The organism is Limimaricola sp. G21655-S1, assembly GCF_027213785.1.
Taxonomy (GTDB): Bacteria; Pseudomonadota; Alphaproteobacteria; order Rhodobacterales; family Rhodobacteraceae; genus Limimaricola.
This window is the reverse complement of record NZ_JAPWGO010000348.1, coordinates 1-255: the sequence shown is the minus strand read 5'-3', so window position 1 is coordinate 255 and position 255 is coordinate 1. Positions and strand designations below refer to the sequence as shown.

1 pseudogene is annotated in these 255 nt (G+C 63.9%); it reads left to right on the top strand.

The window, feature by feature from the left end:
• Positions 1-255 (top strand): annotated as a pseudogene (locus O4G76_RS21035) (amidohydrolase family protein); the annotation flags it as partial.

Genomic DNA, 255 nt, shown 5'->3' with positions numbered 1-255 from the left:
CATTATCCGCAGACCGCCATCATCGCGAGCTGGGGCAAACGGCTGATCGACTGGCTCAACAGCTATACCTTCCCCGAGGAAATGCGCCTGTCAGACCCCGCCTATGCCCGCGACATCGCCGGGCGCTATCTGGATCTGACGCTGGCCAACGGCACGACCACTGTCTGCTCTTTCGCCACCATCGCCCCCACCAGCGTCGACGCGATATTCGACGCGGCAGCAGAGCGTGGTCAGCGGATCGTGGCGGGCAAGACC